General features: G+C 38.3%; 16 protein-coding genes and 1 riboswitch. Of the genes, 1 reads left to right on the plus strand and 15 read right to left on the minus strand.

What is annotated here, in order from left to right; translation table 11 throughout:
* Nucleotides 1-5 precede the first annotated feature (5 nt).
* The 13 genes from ACTSKG_RS09225 to ACTSKG_RS09285 all read right to left on the minus strand — a co-directional run bounded on the left by ACTSKG_RS09225 (nucleotide 6) and on the right by ACTSKG_RS09285 (nucleotide 11,868).
* Complete coding sequence (locus ACTSKG_RS09225; RefSeq protein ID WP_464757890.1) at nucleotides 6-596, minus strand: cob(I)yrinic acid a,c-diamide adenosyltransferase; 591 nt, start codon at nucleotides 594-596, stop codon at nucleotides 6-8.
* The gene (locus ACTSKG_RS09230) at nucleotides 571-981 is read right to left on the minus strand and encodes a bifunctional adenosylcobinamide kinase/adenosylcobinamide-phosphate guanylyltransferase (RefSeq protein ID WP_464757891.1); all 411 of its coding nucleotides are present in this window, start codon (nucleotides 979-981) and stop codon (nucleotides 571-573) included. The genes ACTSKG_RS09225 and ACTSKG_RS09230 overlap by 26 nt, the downstream gene beginning before the upstream one ends.
* The gene (locus tag ACTSKG_RS09235) at nucleotides 933-1,532 is read right to left on the minus strand and encodes a histidine phosphatase family protein (RefSeq protein WP_464757892.1); all 600 of its coding nucleotides are present in this window, start codon (nucleotides 1,530-1,532) and stop codon (nucleotides 933-935) included. The genes ACTSKG_RS09230 and ACTSKG_RS09235 overlap by 49 nt, the downstream gene beginning before the upstream one ends.
* Nucleotides 1,502-2,251: an adenosylcobinamide-GDP ribazoletransferase gene (locus ACTSKG_RS09240; protein ID WP_464757893.1), complete on the minus strand. Its 750-nt coding sequence runs from the start codon at nucleotides 2,249-2,251 to the stop codon at nucleotides 1,502-1,504. Before ACTSKG_RS09240 ends, ACTSKG_RS09235 begins: the two co-directional genes overlap by 31 nt.
* A complete protein-coding gene (locus ACTSKG_RS09245; RefSeq protein WP_464757894.1) occupies nucleotides 2,252-3,073 on the minus strand; it encodes a cobyric acid synthase in 822 nt (273 codons plus the stop codon).
* A gap of 9 nt (nucleotides 3,074-3,082) precedes the next feature.
* Nucleotides 3,083-3,613, minus strand: a complete 531-nt coding sequence (locus ACTSKG_RS09250) for a bifunctional adenosylcobinamide kinase/adenosylcobinamide-phosphate guanylyltransferase (RefSeq protein WP_464757896.1) — start codon at nucleotides 3,611-3,613, stop codon at nucleotides 3,083-3,085.
* Complete coding sequence (locus ACTSKG_RS09255) at nucleotides 3,586-4,662, minus strand: pyridoxal phosphate-dependent aminotransferase (protein WP_464757897.1); 1,077 nt, start codon at nucleotides 4,660-4,662, stop codon at nucleotides 3,586-3,588. Before ACTSKG_RS09255 ends, ACTSKG_RS09250 begins: the two co-directional genes overlap by 28 nt.
* Nucleotides 4,649-5,608: an adenosylcobinamide-phosphate synthase CbiB gene (cbiB, locus tag ACTSKG_RS09260; RefSeq protein WP_464757898.1), complete on the minus strand. Its 960-nt coding sequence runs from the start codon at nucleotides 5,606-5,608 to the stop codon at nucleotides 4,649-4,651. The genes ACTSKG_RS09255 and cbiB overlap by 14 nt, the downstream gene beginning before the upstream one ends.
* Before the next feature lie 3 nt (nucleotides 5,609-5,611).
* Nucleotides 5,612-7,081 (minus strand): adenosylcobinamide amidohydrolase, encoded by a 1,470-nt coding sequence (locus ACTSKG_RS09265; protein WP_464757899.1) that lies wholly within the window; start codon nucleotides 7,079-7,081, stop codon nucleotides 5,612-5,614.
* Nucleotide 7,082: 1 nt separating this feature from the next.
* Nucleotides 7,083-8,066 (minus strand): FecCD family ABC transporter permease, encoded by a 984-nt coding sequence (locus ACTSKG_RS09270; RefSeq protein WP_464758005.1) that lies wholly within the window; start codon nucleotides 8,064-8,066, stop codon nucleotides 7,083-7,085.
* Between the two features lie 4 nt (nucleotides 8,067-8,070).
* Nucleotides 8,071-9,036 carry an ABC transporter substrate-binding protein gene (locus ACTSKG_RS09275; protein WP_464757900.1) on the minus strand — a complete coding sequence of 322 codons (966 nt, stop codon included), beginning with the start codon at nucleotides 9,034-9,036 and terminating at the stop codon, nucleotides 8,071-8,073.
* 129 nt (nucleotides 9,037-9,165) lie between these two features.
* Nucleotides 9,166-9,305: riboswitch (cobalamin riboswitch) on the minus strand.
* 475 nt (nucleotides 9,306-9,780) lie between these two features.
* A complete protein-coding gene (gene argS, locus ACTSKG_RS09280) occupies nucleotides 9,781-11,448 on the minus strand; it encodes an arginine--tRNA ligase (RefSeq protein WP_464757901.1) in 1,668 nt (555 codons plus the stop codon).
* Entirely contained in the window at nucleotides 11,449-11,868 is a 420-nt protein-coding gene (locus tag ACTSKG_RS09285) for a YwiB family protein (protein ID WP_464757903.1), read from the minus strand. It abuts the gene before it with no gap.
* A gap of 144 nt (nucleotides 11,869-12,012) precedes the next feature.
* Between ACTSKG_RS09285 and ACTSKG_RS09290 the strand changes: the two genes are divergently transcribed.
* A complete protein-coding gene (locus tag ACTSKG_RS09290) occupies nucleotides 12,013-13,092 on the plus strand; it encodes a diguanylate cyclase (protein WP_464757905.1) in 1,080 nt (359 codons plus the stop codon).
* Between the two features lie 507 nt (nucleotides 13,093-13,599).
* On the opposite strand, the gene speB is transcribed toward ACTSKG_RS09290, so the two are convergent.
* Nucleotides 13,600-14,472 (minus strand): agmatinase, encoded by an 873-nt coding sequence (gene speB / locus ACTSKG_RS09295; RefSeq protein WP_464757907.1) that lies wholly within the window; start codon nucleotides 14,470-14,472, stop codon nucleotides 13,600-13,602.
* 4 nt (nucleotides 14,473-14,476) lie between these two features.
* Entirely contained in the window at nucleotides 14,477-15,310 is an 834-nt protein-coding gene (gene speE, locus ACTSKG_RS09300; RefSeq protein ID WP_464757908.1) for a spermidine synthase, read from the minus strand.
* Nucleotides 15,311-15,431 lie beyond the last annotated feature (121 nt).

The following is a 15,431-nucleotide window of genomic DNA, read 5'->3' on the forward strand; positions in this document are numbered from 1 at the left end:
TGCACTTACTTCCCCTCTTTTTTTACGCTTCCTACGTTTTTAAAAACTTTTGCACTACGCAAATATTCTACATCCGAAACATTTTCACGTGCATTGGCTACACGTGCTGCTGCAAATAAATAATCGGATAGGCGATTCAAATAGCGCTGCACTACTGCTGGCACATCCTCTTCCGTTTTCATCAAGGTCACCATTTGACGTTCTGCACGTCTTGTAATTGTTCGTGCAATATGAAGTGTTGCTGCAGCTGGCGTACCACCAGGTAAAATGAATCTTTCTAAAACCGGACCTTCCTCAACGAGTACATCAATTCGTTTTTCCATTGCTTCAATCGGTTCGTCGGTCATTTTATACACACGTCGATTCGATACATTTGCTAGGTCGCCACCACAATCAAATAATTCGTGTTGAATCGTTTCTAAGTCCTCTAAAACGTCTGCGAAAATTGCTGGATCTAATTCTGTCACTGCTTTTCCTATGAACGAATTCACTTCGTCGATTGTGCCGTATGTTTCTACGCGAATATCATCTTTGTCTGTTCTTCCTCCGATTAATCCTGTTTGCCCTTTGTCACCTGTTTTTGTGTAAATTTTCATTTCGATCATCTCCCTTTATTGTTTGTGAAATTCCGTACCAAATTCGTGTTACACGTTCCGCTTTTGAAAAAAGTTGTTGATAAAATCGGCCGACTTCATCTCGTAACTGACGTAAACTTGCTTCCATTGGAACTATACCGCGTCCAATTTCTGTCGCAATGACCAACACTTCCAGTTGTTCATCCCACTGTTCTATCTGTTCAATCCACTTATTCAAATTAGGTTCTAACAGATTTTCTACTCCAAAAACTACTAGCACTTCGGTAGCTGGCAATAAAACCGGGACATCCTCTCCGGCATCAACCCACTGGACACTTTGACCGTGCACTAGCGTCTCTACATATGCTCGTTTACCATTAAATGCTCCACCGAAAATGACATGCACGGCTTTCCCTCCAGTATGTCTTTTTTAGTTGCCCATTGCAGCTCATAACAGCAACCATGGGGCACTTCCCACTCCCAAAAACTCTTGTCAGCGCTTGCAAACTTTGTTAATAAAATACGAATCGGTCCCCCATGTGTCAAAATAACAGGTTCTTCAAATTCCTTTACCACATTATAAAATCCTTGTAACACACGCTTTTCCATACTTTCAAGTGACTCCCCATTTGGTGGAGCCACTTGTCCAGGGTTCTCTAGCCATCTCTTATAAATCTTTTCCACTTTTAATTCATTATATGTCTTTTCTTCCCAATCACCAAAAGAGCACTCTCTAAAATTTGCATTTGCAAGATAGGGAATCCCTTGGAATAACTGTTCTGCGGTTTGTTTACAGCGTATCAGGTCGCTACCAATAACTTGTGTAAGTTCACGATCTAATTTTTTCGTTTGTATTTCAGAAATAATCGACTCATCAGTCCAGCCAATATATTTTTTCTCCCTGTTCCCATTCGTCGGCAAATGTCTTATGAGAGTAATAGTAAAAGTGTCAGCCATAGCACTACCTCCGAAACTTCCACACTAGCACCGAGCAAATCCCCCGTAATACCACCGAAATTCTTCACTGCCCAGTGTCGAAATAAGCAAATAAATACGAGTAAAACTGCTGCAAATGTTATCGCAATTAACCAATCAGAAAACCATCCTATGAAGAAAAGACCAACAAAATAGTTACATGAGGTCGCAAGTATGAGCATATTTGTATTCATCTTCTGTTTAAAAAAGTAGGCAAGCCCGCTCACTTTAGCACTTCTCGTTAACACGAATACCATCGTAAGTGTTGCCCTTGAGAAAAAAGGTATAAGTAGGACAAAGATCCAATGAAACGATTGTGCTGCCAATACTTCGGATACAATAATCACTTTCCCTACGACCAATAACACAACTGCCATTACTCCAAAGGCACCAACGCGTGGATCATCTAATATTTCATATCGCTTTATTCGGTCTTTATAAGAGAAAAATGCATCAGATGTATCAATAAAACCGTCCATATGGAGACCTCCAGATAACAAGATCCCTAAAAACACAATAGAAAACCCCGTCATTAGGGTACTCCATTCGAAATAGAGTCCTAAACAAGCGGTTACCCCGATACCTGCACCTATCCAAGGAAACAAACTATACATTCCTGATATTTGCCGATTTTCCATTGGTAAATTTTTATGCACAGGAACGATGGTAAAAAACTGAAGAGCTAACAACAAGCTATTCAATTACTCATCTCCTTCTAAAGTAGCAACAATTTTATCCCATCTTACATACTTTTTAAAATGATTTGCCCAGTCATTTATTTGATCGTCAGAAGCAAACTTATCACTTTTGGCAATACCATCTTCTTCCTCTAGTTCATTCGGAAAGTAAGGAACGACCCCTAGTACTTCAATTCCTGTGTATGCTTCGATGAAGTCAATTCCATCTTGGAACAACGAAACGTCTCCTTGAAACTTATTAATAATGATTCCTTTCACACGTGCTCTATGCTCTTCAGGTAATAATGCAAGTGTTCCAACAATAGATGCAAACACTCCACCATATTCAATATTGGCGACTAATAAAACAGGAACATCTGCTAAATCAGCAACGCGCATATTGACTAGTTCACGGTCTCTTAAATTCATTTCGACAGGACTCCCTGCACCTTCTAAAATCAAGTATTCAAAGGAATTGGATAGTGCATGTAAACTTTTTTTAATAAGCTTTTGACCTGCTTCAAAATACTGCTCCCGGTAGAGCATCCCATTCATTTTGTTTTCTTTTTTGCCAAGAATAAATATGTCTGTTTCCATGTCGCCTGATGGTTTCAATAATATTGGGTTCATCTCAGGTAGATAAGGAGTTTTTGCAGCCCTTGCTTGCAATGATTGGGAAACGCTTATTTCAAAACCCTCTTCTGTATGAATACTTAAACTGGACATGTTTTGTGATTTAAAAGGCGCTACATGCTTACCTTCATTCGCAAGAAGTCGACAAATAGCGGTACATATTAAACTTTTCCCTACACTAGAAGCGGTACCTTGGACCATTAATCCTTTCACAACTATTCCTCATTTCCACTGATGACTTATTCCATATTCCATTTCAAATGCTAGATCTGCTTTTGCCACAAGTTGTTGGTGAATTTGTCCAATCCATTTTTGATAGAGAACGACACTTTCATATTTAGATAAAGGTTCATCTAGCACTTCATTTGAAACAATGACGATTACTTTTGCTTTGTGAATTAAACAATCAATTGCTTCAAATAGAACCCTTTCAACTTTTTCCATATCATTATCATAAAGCTCATTGGCAAGCCATGTCGTAACACAATCCCAAAGGATTCCATCTCCTTCTTGGATATGTGGAATAATTTGTTCGAAGTTGCAAGGTTGCTCTATCGTCACCCATTCAACCGGATAATTTTCACGGTCGATTTGGTGTTTTGCAATTCGTTCCTTCATTTCGCCATCTACTGCAACTCCAGAAGCGACATACACATTTCGTTTTGCTTGCTCATTCATTAAATAATGTTCGGCGAAGCTACTTTTTCCACTTCGCACACCACCTGTTATGAAGACAAGTTTTCCTCGAACCATGTGGTCATCTCCTTTTGCAAGTGCATCATTTGCGAGTTTTGTTTCATTCCAACTCGAAACCATTTTCCATCAAGCCCTTTAAAATTCTCTGTATGACGCAGTACACAGCCTTTTTCTAATAAAAACAAAAAGAATCTTTTGGATTGAGTTGGATCAGGTAGTTGAAAACATAGAAAGTTCGTACTAGATGGTAGGAATACACAGTTCCAATTTTCAAGAAATTCAGTGAATTGCTCCCGCATTTTCTTTGCAAATGAAATTGCCTGTAAACGATATTCCTCTTCTTGTAAACATGCTGCACCAATCGTTGTTGCAATCGCATTGCTATTCCAGTGTGGCATTCTATAACGAGTTTCTCTAACAATTTCTTCACTTGCTACCGCGTAACCAAGTCGTAAGCCTGGAATCACATACATTTTCGTCATCGAACGAACTACAATAACGTTCGTAAATTCCTTCAAATATGGAATAAATGATTCTTTTTCATCTATAAAATCAAGAAATGCTTCGTCTAGAATGACTTCACATTTATATCTTTTCGCGTATTTGGCAATTTGGATAATATCTTCTAAAGAAACCAAATAGCCAGTCGGATTATTCGGTCTGCAAATATAAATTACTTCTGCAAACTCTATTTCATCAAGTACTTCATCTATTGGTAAATCTTGTGTTGCAATGATTTCTTTTATATATACATGATAAGGGGCTAGGGTCGAAGCATACTCTGAAAAAGTGGGATGAATCAAAATAGCTCTTTTGTTTTCGTAACGTCTCGCAAGACATGCAAATATTTCCGCTGCGCCGTTTCCGACTATGATATTTTCTACCTGTACGTCATGATATGTTGCAACCGCTGATAGAAATGGTTCACCAATAGGATCTGGATATTTGGTGATTAATTCACTATAAGATTCCCACTGTTCTTTCACAAATGCAGGTGGTCCTAGTGGATTGACATTTTCACTGAAATCAATCACTTTTTCAGGTATCCTCATATCTAGACTTTCATATAAAAGATGAGCATTTGCTCCGTGATTAGGTAATGACAAATAAAATTCCTCCAATGACCATCATCCATAGCCAAAATAGAAAAACGGCAGTATTCAAATGCGATATTGTACTTAATATATGGCGCGGAGTTAATGTTACCTCACCAATCCCCATTAGTGCTCGATTTGAAACGACACCTTTATATGTATTTACTCCACCTAGTTGTATTCCTAATTGATAAGCTGTTGCAGCTTCTAAGTAGCCGCTGTTTGGACTAGGATGCTTTTTTGCATCTAGCCACCAGCCTTTCATTCGCTCTCCAAAAGGTAACGTACTTTCTTTTTTCCCCCAAAGCATAATGAGATAGCCGGTTAAACGACTTGGAATGTAGTTTGCGATATCATCCAATTTTGCAGCGGCAAAACCGAAATCCTTGTAATTATCATTTTTGTAGCCGACCATAGAATCGAGCGTATTGATCGCTTTATATACCCAGAGGCCGGGTGCACCAGCAAAAAGAAATGCATAAAAAAGTGGAGATGTTATTCCATCACTAATATTTTCAGATACAGTTTCAACGACACCTCTTGTAATTTCTTTTTCATCTAGCTTCTCAGTATCACGACCGACAATCCATGATAGTTTTTGTCTAGCTGCTGGTAAATCTTTTGCCATTAAAGGTTTATATACATCCATTGCCGCTTCTTTTAAGCTTTTTTGTGCAAGTCCCGATGCGATGAAAATACTCTCAACTGCAATTCCAACCCACATATGAATGGAATAAGCACCTATTAGGATTGCAATTGTAATAAAGAAAGTTATTCCAACGACAATAACAACAAGGACAAATCCTTTCGCTTTTCGTGCACTACCTCGATTTAACAAGGCAGTTAGCTTCGAAATTAGTGAACCAATCCAGCGGACAGGATGCGGCCAGTTTGGTGGGTCCCCGATGATTCTGTCTAATAGAAGACCAATTGCTATAGCAAAAATATGCGGACCCATTATTTACACCCATCCTTTGGCTTTTTTATAAATTTGAATAGCTTCTACCGTGCACTCGTAAACGCCTAGTCCAATTTTTTTACCAATTTCCGTAATAGGACCAGCGTATGGAATAGGCAGTCCTTGTTGAGTTGCTGCTACTAATATGCTATCCGTGGATGTACCTGTAGCAATTGTACTAGTACGTGGATCTTTAACTTGTTCGAAAGATAGCGCTTTTGTTTTGGCTTCTGTTGCCGTTATAACAGATTGAATAAATGCCTCATCCGAAAGCTCTCCGTTCACAATAATCCATGTATTAATCGTCCCAATTGCCGGTAACATTTCTACTTCATGTGCTCTTGATACGTCTACTGCATTTCCAACGCCTGCAGTTACCATGATGACGATGCTACCAAAAGGTGTATCGTATTCTTTTATTACCGCGTCCTTTGTATTAACTGCAGTCATCATTCCAACTGTATCAGCTTCAGAAAATCCATTATTCGAAAGGTATTCTAACATTTCTTCTTGGACATTATTACAGGCATAATTGGCTTCAACTCTTCTGTTTACGAAGTTTTTATACCAACCACTACCTGCATTGATTACCGCTGATGACCAAGTTTTTAGCTGAGTTTCCCCTTGGAATACAACAAGATCTCCTGTAATCCGAAAGTTTTGAGTTGTAATTAGTTTATCATTCTTCTTTTCTTTCACATCTGGAAGAATCGTAATTTGTGGTTTAGGACATTCAGGATGTGGATTTGTACTGACACGAGCTTCATAAACTGTTTCAATTTGACTTTTCGTTACTACTTCATGTGGTGCTCCAATTACTTTTATTTCTCCATGATCCATTAATAACAGTCGATCACAGTAAATAGAAGCAAGATTTATGTCATGAAATACGCTAACAATCGTAATTCCTTTTTCGATTGCCTGTGTTTTAATTGTATCAAGCAATTGCTTTTGGTGTGCTATATCCAGGTGATTTGTTGGTTCATCCAACAATAAAATAGGTGCTTGCTGTGCAAGTGCTTGTGCAACAAATACACGTTGCTGTTCTCCCCCAGATAACATGTCTAAAAGTTGATGTTCGTATTTCTCCATTGCCGTTAAATTCATTGCCTCCACAACGGCGGCTTCATCTTCTTTGGACCATGAAGAAAACCAACCACTTTGATGAGGATATCGTCCAAGTGAGACCGTATCTCTCACTGTATGTGAAAATGCATGACTATGTAATTGTGGGAGTACCGCCATTTTTCTAGCTAATTCCTTGGAAGAATAGGCTGTTAAAGATTTACCCTCAATGAAAACTTCACCTGACTCCATCGGTAGAATACCACTCATCACCTTCAATAAAGTGGATTTCCCACTTCCGTTTGGACCTAAAATTCCAAGCATTTCGCCTTTTCCTACTTCAAAGGAGACGTTTTTAACTACTAATTTGTGATCGTAACCACCAGATAGTTTTTCTATTTTCAACATATCAAACGCCTCCTTTTCTTCGTTGTCTAAAGAAAATAAATGCAAAAACAGGTGCCCCAATGAAAGCTGTTATAACACCAATCGGTAGCTCCGTTGGGGAAATAATTGTGCGTGATACTAAATCACAAACGATGAGCAGTGCCGCTCCGTTGATAAAACTTAGTGGTAATACATTTCTATTATCCGAACCAAATAATAGTCTTGTCATATGCGGAACAACTAGACCTACAAATCCAATCGTTCCGGATACCGCCACGGCTGTTCCAGTAAGCATCGATCCGCCAATTAGTATCATCATTTTTCGTTTTTTCACATTGACTCCTAAATACCTCGCTCGTTCTTCCCCAAATAGCATCGCATTTAACTCTCTTCTATTCAGCCATAATAAAAATGAGCCAATGATAATAAAAGGTAATGCCATTTGAACAAAACTCCAACCACGCATCGATACACTTCCAAGAAGCCAGCCAATAATTTGGCGTAGCTCTTCTCCCGTAAGTGCAATCATGAGAGATATTACTGAACCTAGAAAGGAACTGAAAATGATTCCTGTTAAAATAATGGTTTCCATTTTCATTGCACGATCAACTAGTTTGGCAAATGAAATAACAAGGAGCATCGTAACTAATGCGCCTATCATACTAAAAACTGGTAACGTATATATACCTAAAAAAGGCACCGAAATACCGAAAAAGAGCGTAGCCACGGCGCCTACTGAGGCACCGGACGACACTCCTAACGTATAAGGATCGGCAAGCGGATTTTTAAATAACGCTTGAAAAGCAGCACCTGCAATTGCTAGTGATGCACCAACTAGCCCTGCAAGTACAACCCGTGGCATGCGAATTTTCCAAACTATATTAGTAGCAATTTCGTCTGCTCCCGTATCCCATAATGTGCTGATCGGTACCTTAACGGATCCGACCGATACACCTAGCCAAATCGCTACAATTAAAGTAGCAATTGACAAGATGTAGCCGATCATGGCTTTACTCACTAAACGCCTCTGGATAGATTGCTTTCGCTACTTCTTCTAGTCCATCCGCAAGACGTGGACCTGTACGACTTGTTAAGTTTTCATCCACTTGCACGACTTCATTATTTTTCACTGCATTAATCGTACCAAATCCAGGACGAGCTTTAACACTATCAACTATTCCATCTACATAGCTATACATTACTAGGATCACATCTGGATTACGGCTAACAATTTCTTCTGGCTCGATTTTAAACCAACCTTCTTGGTCTGACGCAATATTATCAGCGTTTACCATATTTAAAATTTCTTGCATGAAAGTTCCTTTACCAGGAGTGTAAATATCCGGAACATCTGATGTTTCGACGAAAACTGTTTTCTTTGTTTTTACTTTTGCTATTTTTTCTTTCACTTCTTCTACTTTTACTTTCATACCTTCTACCATTTTTTGTGCTTCGGCTAATTTCCCAGTTGCACGGCCAATTTGCTCAATTGTTGTGTATGTTTCATTGAAGTCTGCTGCATTTTTCACAACGAATACTTTCACACCTGCATCGCGAAGTTGTTGTAGACCAGCTTCACCTGTGCCTAACATGGAAGCATGTGCAAATACGATATCAGGATTCATCGATATAATTTTTTCTACGTTGAATTCCGTACCACCGATTTTCTCTTTTTCAAGCGCTTCCGCCGGGTAGTCATCATAGTCGTTTACTCCAACAATTTCATCATTCAATCCAAGTGCAAATAATATTTCTGTATTACTTGGCATCATAGAAACAATGGTTTCTGGAGCTTTTTCTAAAGTGATTTCATTGCCAACTGAATCAGTTATTGTTAGTGGGAAAGTTGCTTCATCTATTGCCGTTTCTTGTTGTGCATTATCTTTATTATCCGGTGTTGCTTCTTTTGCCCCACATCCTACTAGCAATAATACTGCTAATGCGGATGCCATCCATAATTGCCACATCTTCTTCATCTGTCATTCCTCCATTTTTTGTGCAAATAAAAATCCCTCGTCCAATGAACGAGAGATAAAATAGGTATAAATCTGCTAGTTTATGTATAATAACAAGCTGACTTACACGAACCTATCCTCGTAGGTACAAAAGTGTAACACATAAAGGCAGGTTTTCTGACTCGTGATAGAGTTCTATCACATACAGTGGCGGGACCGCGCTGGGTTTGAACCAGCTTCCCTTTTAACTTGTCAGACTGTTGACAAACGCTTTCATTCTTCGTTACTGGTACATCGTTGTAAGCTCATGAACTTAAGTTCAATTCGCTTCCGCCTCGTACTGGCGTGCCTCGACTGACAAGCGTTTTCATTCAGTCTGAAGTAACACCTTCGAAATATGAATTGTCTACAATCTGATTAACTAGTAAACTAGCAAGCACCTTTATGTTCAAAATATTCATGATGCATCGTTTTCATTATACATGAAATCGATTTGTTGTCGATATTGATTTTTCTTTGGATTCTGTGCCGATTTTATTATATTCGACCGATTATTGGTGGGATTCGACCGATTAATGGTGGGATTCGACCGATTATGCTCACTATTCGACCGATTCACTATTAATTCACCAAAAAACACTCCGACCGAAGTCGAAGTGTTGGAGATTACATTTTCTCCGAAGCAGCAACTCCGAATAAGCGGAGTGCGTTTGCTCCTGCGCAAGCTCGTCGCAGAAATAACATGTTCCCTCATTCCACAGGAGATTACATTTTCTCCGGAGCAGCTACGCCTATTAAACGAAGTGCATTTGCAATTGTTTGGCGCGCTGATGTTACAAGAGCAAGACGAGCTTCTGATAAAGCGATGTTTTCCGCATTTAGTACTTTATCTGCATTATAAAAACTGTGGAATGTTGCAGCTAGTTCTTGGATATATGTTGCAACACGGTGAGGTGCACGGAGTTTTGCAGCATCCGCTACAACTTGTGGGAAGTCACCGATTTTTTTCAATAAGTCTAATTCTTTTTCACTTTGCAATAAATCAAGTGAATCTGTAGAAGCCTTCATCTCTTGAGTTTCTGCTGAACGTAAAATGGAACAAATACGTGCATGTGCATACTGTGCATAATACACTGGGTTTTCATTTGATTGAGAAACTGCTAAGTCTAGATCGAAATCCATATGTGAATCGCCTGAACGCATGCCGAAGAAATAACGAACTGCATCCAGTCCAACTTCTTCCACTAGCTCACGCATTGTAACTGCTTTCCCTGTACGTTTACTCATTTTCATTTTTTCGCCGTCTTTATACAGCTGAACCATTTGAATAACAGATACTTCTAGTTTTTCACGCTCATATCCAAGCGCTTCAATTGCAGCCTTCATACGTGGGATATACCCGTGGTGATCTGCACCCCAAATATTGATCAGTTGGTCGAAACCACGAACTAATTTATCTTCATGGTATGCGATGTCTGGCAATAAATAAGTGAAGGAACCATCACTTTTTATCAATACACGGTCTTTGTCATCTCCAAAAGTAGTAGAACGGAACCAAGTTGCTCCTTCTTCTACAAAGATGTGACCATTTGCTTTTAATTTGTTGAGAGCCACTTCAATTTTACCGTCTTCGTATAAAGAAGTTTCAGAGAACCAGTTGTCAAAGCCAACACGGAAATCTGCTAAATCTTTTTGTAATTTAGCTAGCTCTACTTTCAAACCGTGTGCACGGAATGCTTTATAGCGTTCCTCGTCTGACATTTGTACAAATTTATCCCCATGTTCTTTTACAAGAGCACCAGCAATATCAATTATATCTTGCCCACGGTATCCATCTTCCGGCATTTCTTTATCTAAGCCTAAAGCTTCAAAATAACGAGCTTCAATAGAAACAGCAAGATTATGGATTTGATTACCAGCGTCATTAATATAATATTCACGAGCCACGTCGTAACCAGCAAAATCTAATACATTGCACAAAGAATCCCCAACAGAAGCTCCGCGCGCATGCCCTAAATGTAAGTCACCAGTTGGATTTGCTGAAACGAACTCGACTTGAACTTTTTCCCCAGCACCCGCTGTAGTACGTCCGTATTTTTCTTTCTCCATTAATACGGCCTTCACTACTTCTTGTAAATAATCTTTTCGAACGGTAATGTTCATAAATCCAGGACCGGCGATGTCGATTTTCTCCATCATTGTTCCGGTCATATCGATATTCTCTACAATTGCTTCCGCAACTTGGCGAGGATTTCTTTTTGCAAGCTTTGTTAATTGCATCGCAATATTCGTTGCATAATCACCATTCGACTTGTCTTTCGGTGTTTCTAAATGGATTGTAGGAAGTTGTTCTTCTGTTACAAGTGCTGCTTTTATAATCGCATCTTGCAATGCCATTTTAATGGATTGTTGTACTTTTTCTACCGCGTTCATTTATTTCGCCTCCGTATAAATTAGTTCCAATGTATATGTACCTGTCACTTCATCATTTATTAATAGCTCATATTCCACTTGAAAAAGACCATCTTCAAAATGTAACTGCTTCGTGTTTGTTGTGATCATTAATGTGCCATAAACGGTGTCATAGCTTCCTGTTTGAAGCTTGCCTTTTTCAAATGGCAACCGCATTTTAACTCCACCACTTCGCATTATTAGAGCTGATTTTCCGCTAAGTTTCACGGTTGTTCGAACATTTTTTTCATCCTGCACTTCTTCGTAAACTAAATAAGGCTGATTCCCTTTTAAGATTAGTTCTCCGGTCGTTTTAATATCCAAAGTTTCCTTTTTGACTTTGGGATGATGAATTGTTGATAATAAACGAATATTTACCCGTTTTTTTTGTGGTTGGGACATTACTTTCATCCTTTAGAACATTTTTTCTATAACCTTTTTATTATAAGGCCAAAAGCTTACTAATAACAACTAATCAAAAAGAAATTCACTAATTATTTGGAAGAGGTTATAATATACCCAAGATATGTAAAGAAGGTGAAAACAATGTTAATAGGTTTCATTATAAATTTTTGTATTTTATTTACTTTTGCAATTCTTACCTTTATTCCTTTTCAAAACAAATTAGATGTTTTTATTCCATCACCAAAATACCATCCATATTTACTTGGTGTACTAAGTGGGTTAACTGGATGCTTGTTAATGTTAACGTCTGTAAGAATATCCGATCATGTAATAGTTGATGGAAGAATGGCTGTCATCTCTTTATCAGGAGTTTTAGGCGGTCCTTTAGCCACAATAATTAGTGGAATAATTATCGGTTTGTTTAGAATGTTTTTTCACGGATTTTCTATACATACACTTATAGCAGGAGGCAACACAATAATTGTTTGCCTTGTCATTGGTTATTGCATTTCGAAGAAGCCGATGACGTTTAGAAATGCCTCTTATTATTTTACTTATTCTATAATTCAATCCTCTGTAGTGATTTGTTATTTAAATGACTGGTCATTATCAGGAGTTTTACCTCTCGTAGGTTTTATACTGTTCTCCTTTGTTTCATTTTCCATTGTATTTTTAATTTTGATTCACCTAAGTAGTTTATTCGATAAAATTCACAAAATTGAAGAGATGTCTGTGACAGACTATTTAACAGGGTTAAATAATAATCGAAAGTTTCAAGAACATGCACAGAATCTATTAAATACAAATGATAGATTTTCTCTTATTTTACTAGATATTGATTATTTCAAAAAAGTAAATGACACATACGGACACCCAATAGGTGATGAAGTATTAAAAGAATTAGCCCTTCGAGTAAAAGATGCTACAAACTCTTGTAAAGGGATTGTTTCTCGAAATGGTGGAGAAGAGTTTTCAGTCCTACTTCCAAATATAGAATCACCAAAAAGTATAGAAATAGCGGAAACGATTAGACAAGCAATTGAGAATAATACTTTTCATGTTTCCACTGGCGAACAGTTAACTATTACAATATCTAGCGGAATTAGTTCTTATCCAGAAAACGGAAAAGCGGTCATTGAACTATATAAACTGGCGGATGATGCTCTTTATATCGCAAAATCATCAGGAAGAAATAAAGTAGTCCATATTGATCAAAGATGATGTTTCCATGTAGTGGCTTATCGAGACCAAATCTCACAATAAAGAATTTACCTGATATGAGAAGACTACTAGTTTCAATTAATGAGTAACGATTTAACCAATTTTCAAAAAACGAGACTAAAAAACGTGATGCCTTCGTAAAGGACATCACGTTTTTTATATCAATCTTTTCTAGTAATAGCTTACTAGCATTATTTGCAGTTTGCTCGTCCCAGATAAATAAAAATAGCTTTCTATTTCACCCAACCTAAAATCATTTCTCGTAGTAGTTTACTAGCAGTGTTTGCGGTTTGCTCCTGCGCAAAGCTCGTCGCAGAAAAGATTTTGCTCCTGCGCAAAGCTCGTCGCAGAAACAATTGTAGATTATTTTCTATTTCACCCAACCTAAAATCATTTCTCGTAGTAGCTTACTTGCGGTGTTTGCGGTTTGCTCCTGCGCAAAGCTCGTCGCAGAAAAGATTTTGCTCCTGCGCAAAGCTCGTCGCAGAAACAATGGTAGATTATTTTCTATTTCACCCAACCTAAAATCATTTCTCGTAGTAGTTTACTAGCAGTGTTTGCGGTTTGCTCCGATGAATCGTAGATTGGGGCAACTTCAACTAGGTCGAAGCCAACTACGTTTACGCCTGAATTTGCAATTGCATGGATGGAAGCTAGTAGTTCGCGGCTGGTGATTCCGCCGCAGTCAACTGTTCCTGTTCCAGGTGCGTGTGCAGGGTCTAAAACGTCAATGTCAATTGTGACATAGACAGGACGACCAGCAAGCGTTGGTAGCACTTCTTTCAAAGGTTCCAGTACTTCGAATTTGGCAATTTGCATGCCATTTTCTTTTGCCCAGTCAAACTCTTCTTTCATTCCAGAACGAATTCCAAATGAGTAGACATTTTTTGGACCGATGTATTCAGCAATCTTACGTATTGGAGTAGAGTGGGAAAGCGGTTCTCCCTCATATTCCTCTCGTAGATCGGTGTGTGCATCCATATGAATAATCGCAAGGTCTTTGTAATTTTCTGCTACTGTTTTCATAACTGGCCATGATACTAAGTGCTCGCCACCCATACCAACAGGAATTTTCCCATCTTGCATAAGTTGGCGGATAAAACCTGCAATTAGATCCAAACTTTTTGATGCGTTTCCGAATGGAAGTGGAATATCTCCAGCATCAAAATAGTTCACATCATCTAATTCACGGTCTAAATAAGGGCTATATTCTTCTAAACCAATAGATACTTCACGAATACGTTGCGGGCCAAATCGTGAACCTGGACGATAGCTTACCGTCCAGTCCATTGGCATGCCGTAAATAACTGCTTTCGCTTCTTCGTAATTTTGCTTACTTTTTATAAATACATTTCCTGAATAAGCTTCATCAAATCTCATCGGCTTACTCTCCTGCAAGGTTTTTCACAAATTTTGGTAAAACAAATGCTGCTTTGTGAAGCTCTTTTGTATAATACTTCGTTTCTATATCAAAGAATTGCTCATCCGGTACTTGAAGTGGATCGTATTTTTTCGAACCAATCGTGAAACACCAAAGTCCACTTGGGTACGTTGGAATATTCGCCAAGTACATATTTGTAATTGGGAAAATTTCTTTCACGTCTTTTTGTACTTGTCGGATTAAATCAGCTTTAAACCAAGGGTTGTCCGATTGAGCAACGAATAATCCATCTTCTTTAAGCGCTTTAGAGATTCCTGCGTAGAAACCTTTTGTAAATAAATTCACTGCAGGTCCTACTGGCTCAGTTGAATCTACCATAATTACATCGTATTCATTCTCTGATTCAGCAATATGCATGAAACCGTCGCCAACTTGAACTTCCACGCGTGGATTTTCTAGCTCGCAAGCGATTTCTGGTAAATATATTTTTGAGTACTCGATTACTTTTCCATCTATATCAACTAGAGTTGCTTTTTTCACTTTAGGATGCTTCATAATTTCACGGATTACTCCACCATCCCCGCCTCCTACAACTAATACGTTCTCTGGATTAGGATGTGTAAACAAAGGAACATGTGCAACCATTTCATGGTACACAAACTCATCTTTTTGTGACGTCATAACCATACCGTCTAAAAAGAGCATGTTCCCCCACTCTTCGGTTTCTGCCATTTCTAATAGTTGAAAATCCGTTTGCTCCGTATGAAGTGTACGTTTCACCTTCATTGTGATGCCAAAATTCTCGGTTTGCTTTTCTGTAAACCAAAACCCAGCCATTTATCTATCTCCTCTAACTATATAGTTTGTGTACTTTTTAAAAAAATAAATACAAAGAAAGTATAGAGGTTTTTGACAAAAGTGCAATACTTTTTTCTTCTTCTGTTTAATTTGAATCTAT

The organism is Psychrobacillus syltrankelensis, assembly GCF_055454035.1.

What these genes read in the sequence shown, in the direction of transcription:
- ACTSKG_RS09225 (WP_464757890.1), bottom strand. Translation starts at nt 596, where the DNA reads ATGAAAATTTACACAAAAACAGGTGACAAAGGGCAAACAGGATTAATC.
- ACTSKG_RS09235 (WP_464757892.1), bottom strand. Translation starts at nt 1,532, where the DNA reads ATGGCTGACACTTTTACTATTACTCTCATAAGACATTTGCCGACGAAT.
- ACTSKG_RS09250 (WP_464757896.1), bottom strand. Translation starts at nt 3,613, where the DNA reads ATGGTTCGAGGAAAACTTGTCTTCATAACAGGTGGTGTGCGAAGTGGA.
- cbiB (WP_464757898.1), bottom strand. Translation starts at nt 5,608, where the DNA reads ATGGGTCCGCATATTTTTGCTATAGCAATTGGTCTTCTATTAGACAGA.
- ACTSKG_RS09265 (WP_464757899.1), bottom strand. Translation starts at nt 7,081, where the DNA reads ATGTTGAAAATAGAAAAACTATCTGGTGGTTACGATCACAAATTAGTA.
- ACTSKG_RS09270 (WP_464758005.1), bottom strand. Translation starts at nt 8,066, where the DNA reads ATGATCGGCTACATCTTGTCAATTGCTACTTTAATTGTAGCGATTTGG.
- ACTSKG_RS09275 (WP_464757900.1), bottom strand. Translation starts at nt 9,036, where the DNA reads ATGAAGAAGATGTGGCAATTATGGATGGCATCCGCATTAGCAGTATTA.
- argS (WP_464757901.1), bottom strand. Translation starts at nt 11,448, where the DNA reads ATGAACGCGGTAGAAAAAGTACAACAATCCATTAAAATGGCATTGCAA.
- ACTSKG_RS09285 (WP_464757903.1), bottom strand. Translation starts at nt 11,868, where the DNA reads ATGTCCCAACCACAAAAAAAACGGGTAAATATTCGTTTATTATCAACA.
- ACTSKG_RS09290 (WP_464757905.1), top strand. Translation starts at nt 12,013, where the DNA reads ATGTTAATAGGTTTCATTATAAATTTTTGTATTTTATTTACTTTTGCA.
- speB (WP_464757907.1), bottom strand. Translation starts at nt 14,472, where the DNA reads ATGAGATTTGATGAAGCTTATTCAGGAAATGTATTTATAAAAAGTAAG.
- speE (WP_464757908.1), bottom strand. Translation starts at nt 15,310, where the DNA reads ATGGCTGGGTTTTGGTTTACAGAAAAGCAAACCGAGAATTTTGGCATC.